Annotated in this window: 4 protein-coding genes; 2 read left to right on the forward strand and 2 right to left on the reverse strand. The window is 73.8% G+C overall.

Going from position 1 to position 5332, the window contains the following annotated elements:
- A partial coding sequence (locus tag E4099_RS28570; RefSeq protein WP_135342017.1) for a mechanosensitive ion channel family protein occupies window positions 1-1095 on the reverse strand: 1095 nt, incomplete at its 3' end.
- Between the two features lie 257 nt (window positions 1096-1352).
- Here E4099_RS28570 and E4099_RS28575 point away from each other — a divergent pair.
- The gene (locus E4099_RS28575; protein ID WP_135342018.1) at window positions 1353-1889 is read left to right on the forward strand and encodes an HNH endonuclease; all 537 of its coding nucleotides are present in this window, start codon (window positions 1353-1355) and stop codon (window positions 1887-1889) included.
- A 150-nt stretch (window positions 1890-2039) separates the two neighbouring features.
- Here E4099_RS28575 and E4099_RS28580 read toward each other — a convergent pair whose 3' ends face one another.
- Window positions 2040-4706, reverse strand: coding sequence for a beta-N-acetylglucosaminidase domain-containing protein (locus E4099_RS28580; protein WP_245245260.1), 2667 nt, complete (start codon window positions 4704-4706; stop codon window positions 2040-2042).
- A gap of 497 nt (window positions 4707-5203) precedes the next feature.
- Here E4099_RS28580 and E4099_RS34620 point away from each other — a divergent pair.
- Window positions 5204-5332 (forward strand): beta-N-acetylglucosaminidase domain-containing protein (locus tag E4099_RS34620; protein WP_245245261.1); only part of this gene is annotated, 129 nt, incomplete at its 3' end.

Here is a 5332-nt window from a genome sequence, read left to right on the forward strand (position 1 = left end):
CTTCGCTGGCGGGGGGATCGGCGGGGTGATCGGGGCCACCCGCTCGGACTGCGGCGAGGCGGGGTTGGCCAAGGCGGAGGGGGCGGCCACCGAGGCGGTCGGGTCCACCGGCGGCTCGGTCTCCAGATCCGCCTCCGGCGGGCGGCCGACCATCCGGATACCGGCCGCGTCCAGCGCCTGCTTGATCCGCCAGCGCAGCTCCCGCTGCACCCCGATCGCCTTGCCCGGCATGGTCTTGGCGGACACCTTGACGATCATCGAGTCCAGGTAGACCGCGTCCAGGCCCAGCACCTCGATCGGCTCCCACAGCCGCTCGTTCCACGGCTCTTCCTTGACCATGGCCTCGCCGACCTCGCCGATCAGCGTGCGGACCCGGTCCAGGTCCTCGTCCGAGCGCACCTGTACGTCGACGGTCGCGGTGGCCCAGCCCTGGCTGAGGTTGCCGATCCGCTTGACCTCGCCGTTGCGCACGTACCAGATCTCGCCGTCCGCGCCGCGCAGCTTGGTCACCCGCAGGCCGACCTCTATCACCTCGCCGGAGGCCACCCCGGCGTCGATCGAGTCGCCGACCCCGTACTGGTCCTCCAGGATCATGAAGACGCCGGAGAGGAAGTCGGTGACCAGGTTGCGGGCGCCGAAACCGATCGCCACACCGGCCACACCGGCACTGGCCAGCAGCGGCGCCAGATTGATCTCCAGGGTGGAGAGGAGCATCAGCGCGGCGGTGCCCATGATCAGGAAGGAGGCCACACTGCGCAGCACCGACCCGATGGCCTCGGACCGCTGCCGCCGCCGCTCGGCGTTGACCAGCAGGCCGCCCAGCGCGGTGCCGTCCACCACCGAAGCGGTGCGGTTCATCCGCTCTATCAGCTTGGTGAGGGCGCGGCGCACCATCGTCCGCAGCACCAGGGCGATCACCACGATCAGCAGCATGCGCAGCCCGATGCTGAGCCAGGTCGACCAGTTCTCCTCGACCCAGCCCGCGGCGTTGGTGGCGCCCTGCTGGGCCGCGTCGAGAGAGGTGGGCTTCTCTTGACCGGACGGACCACCGGTACCGGGCGTCGAGTCTGCGGCCAGGGCAGCGGACCAGAACACAGCATGAACCCTTCGTGTGCGAAACGCCCGTCAGGACTGCCACGGGCCGACCCACCACACTAACGGGGGACGCGGGATGGTCCACTGCTCCGTTCGGGGGAGATAACTGCATTCTCGGCGGGGGATGAAACGAAGTGTGGTCGAAAACACTCCCAGGCCGTTACTCGTCGATAGTGGCGCGCCCACCGGGGATACGGAGACACTATGGGGAGATCGTCCCGGCGCGAGCCACGCGCCGCCGGCGTATAGGAGGCACCGTGCCGCATGTCCTGGTCCTCAACGCGTCGTACGAGCCGCTCGGCGTCGTACCGCTCCGCCGCGCGCTCGTTCTCGTCCTCAATGACAAGGCCATCAGCCTCGAGGACTCAGGCGCCCTGATGCACAGCGCGACCCATGTCATACCCGCACCCAGTGTTGTCCGGCTCAAGCGCTTCGTGCGGGTGCCCTTCCGCGGCCCCGTCCCGCTCACCCGCCGCGCCCTGTTCGCCCGTGACGGCGGCCGGTGCGCGTACTGCGGTGGCGTCGCAACCAGCGTCGATCACGTCATTCCGCGCAGTCGCGGCGGCCAGCACACCTGGGAGAACGTGGTGGCGGCCTGCCGCCGCTGCAACCACGTCAAGGCCGACCGGCACGTCGCGGAGATCGGCTGGCGTTTGCGCCATCAACCAGCCCCGCCCTCGGGGCTCGCCTGGCGCATCATCGGCACCGGGCATAGGGACCCGCGCTGGCTGCCATATCTGCAGCCGTACGGCGCGGACGACGCGATGGCCCGGATCGACGGCATTTCCGCCTGAGAACCGGGCCATTGTCATACCCCGCGGTCCTCACCGCACGGTGGGGGCCCGGGGTACCCGCGGTCATGGAGCCCCGGCGAGGGAACCCTCCCCGCGAGCCGTGAGCGTGCCTCCGGCCTGCTCCGGTCACCCACCGGCGGGCCCTTCCGGTCACCCGCCGGCCGGTTCGGTGGCCCAGACCGTGAGCATCACCGTCTCGGAGCCGAACCGCACCGGCACCCGGTAGCTGCCGGCACTGCCGCCGGCCGGCACCGACACCTGCACCCGTGCCGTGGCCACACCCCCGCGCGCGGCGGTGACCTGCGTCGGAGCACTGACCGTGACCCCCTTGGGAGGCCGTACGGTCAGATCCCCGCTGACGTCCTCGGGGCGGCGGGCGGCGAGCCGGACCTCCACCGTCACCGCCGGTCCGCCGACCTCGACGTCCACCGAGCGGCGGGACAGGCTCAGCTCCGCGGCGGGCTCGTCCCCGAACCACGGGGTGAGCTCGTGCACCGCCGGCGACTGCCCGCCGGGCCGTTCGCCGGTCCAGGTCAGCCGCACCGCGTCCGCGCGCACCCGCTGGCCGCGGGCCTGGGTCCAGCCGCTGGGGGAGACGGTGCCCAGCCGCCGCCAGCCCTCGCCGGGCACATGCGCCTCGATGGCGCCGTGCTTGCCGGGCTGGGGGCTGGTCAGGGCGGTGACGGCGGTCAGCGGGCGGGCGCGGTCGAAGCTCAGCACCACCGGGGCGCCCGAGCGCACGCTGGTCCGCACGTCCCGGTCGGCGGCGGCCCGCTGCCCGGCCGCGGGCAGCACCCGGTCGTCGGCCTCGCGGTCCAGGCCGGCCCAGGCGTCCGCCCGCTCCAGCGCGCCGGCCAGGAACGGGGTGAGCACGCCCTTGCCCACGGTGACCGGGCTGGCCGCGATCTCCTTGCGCAGCCGCTGGAGCTCCAGCCGGTGCCGCCAGGCCGCCCCGCCGTCCTTCCTGGCCTGCGCGGTGAGCATGTCCACGGACGCCAGGCCCGCCCGCCCGTACCGACCGAGCTGGTCCAGCCAGGGCCCCACCTCGCCGCCCAGGCTGTCCCGGAGCCGGTCCGGGGCGTCGCGCAGGGTGCGGAAGGAGGCGCGCAGCCGGTCCGCGGCCGCGTCCAGCGCGGCGGGGTCATGGCCCGCGTAGGCCGTCCAGAAGGCCTCGATGCGCGGCCGCAGCTCTTCCGACTCGCCGCCGGCGGTCTTCGGGGTGCCCCAGCCGCCCAGCATCGAGGAGGCGTTGTTGACCGCCAGCGCGCGCAGCGCGGTACGGATGGCCGGATCGTCCCCGGCCAGGTCGTCGATGGCCGCCCGCCAGGACTCCCGGGGCTGGTAGCCGCGCGGGTTCCAGGCGAAGTCGGCGGCGGTGAACAGCGGGATCCGGGAGACCGTGGGCTGCGCCATGGCGTTGGCCAGCAGGGCGGCGGAACCGGTGGCCACCGCCGGGTCCCGGCCGGTGTAGGGGCCCAGGAAGATCCGGTCCTGGGCGAAGTCGTTGACCGGGTAGTTGTCCATGGTGACCAGCGGGTGGTCGAAGACGTCCCGGGCACCGGCCAGCTCACCGCCGGTGATGGTGCGCGGCACCACCCCGACACCGGTCCAGGCCACCTGGACCCGGTCGTCCAGCTTCTCGGCCAGCGCCCCCCGGTACTCGGTGCTGCCGTCCTGGTAGTACTCGGTGGGCAGCAGGGAGAGCGCGGGCGCCTCGGGGTGCCGCCTCGCCAGGTGGTCGGCCAGGTAGTTGGCCACCTGGGCCTGGGCCAGCGCCGCGGCCTCGGGACCCCGGCCCAGGGCCAGCCGGTCGCCGCCGCAGTGCCACTCGCTGTAGCTGACGTCCTGGAACTGGAGCTGGAAGGCGCGGATCCCCAGCGCCCACATGGCGTCCAGCTTGCGGGCGAGCGCCTTGGCGTCCCCGGCGGAGGCGAAGCAGAAGTTCTGCCCGGGGGAGACCGCCCAGGCCAGCGTGACGTGGTTGCGGCGCGCCCGGTCGGCGAGGGCGCGGAACTCGGCGCGCTGCTCGGCCGGGTACGGGTCGCGCCACCGAGCCTGCCGGTAGAGGTCGTCGCCGGGTGCGTACAGATAGCGGTTCTGCTTGGTGCGGCCCATGAAGTCCAGTTGGGCCAGCCGCTCCCGCTGGGTCCACGGCTCGCCGTAGAAGCCCTCGGTCATCCCGCGCACCGCGGCGCCCGGCCAGTCCCGGACCGTCACCCCGGGGAAGCCGGCCCCGCCGCCGGGCTGCCGTACCAGCAGCTGACGCAGCGTCTGCACGGCGTGGAACAGGCCGTCCTCGCCGACCCCGGCCAGGGCCACGGTGGGCCGGCCGGCCACGGTGCCGGTGGCCAACCGGTAGCCGCCGGGCGGCAGGTCGCCGCGCTCGGCCACCCGCAGGGCGCGCAGCGCGGCCTCCGCGGACCGCCCCTGGACGTGCACCACCAGGCCGTGTCCCGGGGTGGTGCCGTCCGGGCGCGGGCCGGTCAGCTCGGTGACCGAGCGCGCCCCGGCGTCGCGCAGCAGCGCGCGCAGCCCGTCCAGGGCGTACGGGTCGGCGTTGCCGTCGGCGACCAGTGTGACCTCGGTGTCGACCGGGATCCGGGTGCCCTGGGCGCGCAGCGACTGCGGACGCGGCCACACCGGAGGTACGCCGTCGGCACCGGCCCGTTCGGTCGCCGTGTTGCCGGGGGTGCCGGGGGACAGCGGATCCGCGGCGGCCTGGGGCGCGCTGCCGAGCAGTCCGCCGATGACGGCGGCGGCCAGCGCGGTGGCTCCCGCGGCCTTGTGCCCGTTCGGCCAGATCCCGCGGAACTGCACGGCCTACTCCTCGTTCCGACCGGTGGTGTCCGGCCCGTCGTGCGCGCGCGGCGGACGAGTCACTTGGGCAGCACCGGAGCCTCCAGGAAGCCGGCCCGTCGTGCGCGCGGCCGACGAGCCGTTGGACGACGAGCCCACCACCCGGTGGGAAGAGTGTCAACGGCAGTGACCGAAGTGCCGGTATTGCGCTGCGAAGGGGTGGCCCAGGGCCGCTCGGGCGGCCGATCCCTCCCGCAAGCCTGCCGGTCGGACCCGGGTTCCCGCCGTAGGCTCGGTGCTGTCCGCCCTCGGCCGGCACCTCGCCCGCGGGCCGTTGATTGTGACCTGGGACACGTTCTCGGACCGGTCACGTCTGCGGTCGCATCCAGTGGGTAGGAGCCGAGATAACCCACCGTAACCACCCCGTCGGCGTCCGTCATCCGCTGCCTCTCGTCGCCCCTCGCCATCCCCCCGCCGCCGGGCTGCCGTACCAGCAGCTGACGCAGCGTCTGCACGGCGTGGAACAGGCCGTCCTCGCCGACCGGGCGCGCCGCAACCACGTCACGCTGGCCTGGGCGGTCTCCCCCGGGCAGAACTTCTGCTTCGCCTCCGCCGGGGACGCCAAGGCGCTCGCCCGCAAGCTGGAC

Origin of the sequence: Streptomyces palmae (assembly GCF_004684805.1) — a bacterium.
In the GTDB taxonomy this organism is placed as follows: domain Bacteria; phylum Actinomycetota; class Actinomycetes; order Streptomycetales; family Streptomycetaceae; genus Streptomyces; species Streptomyces palmae.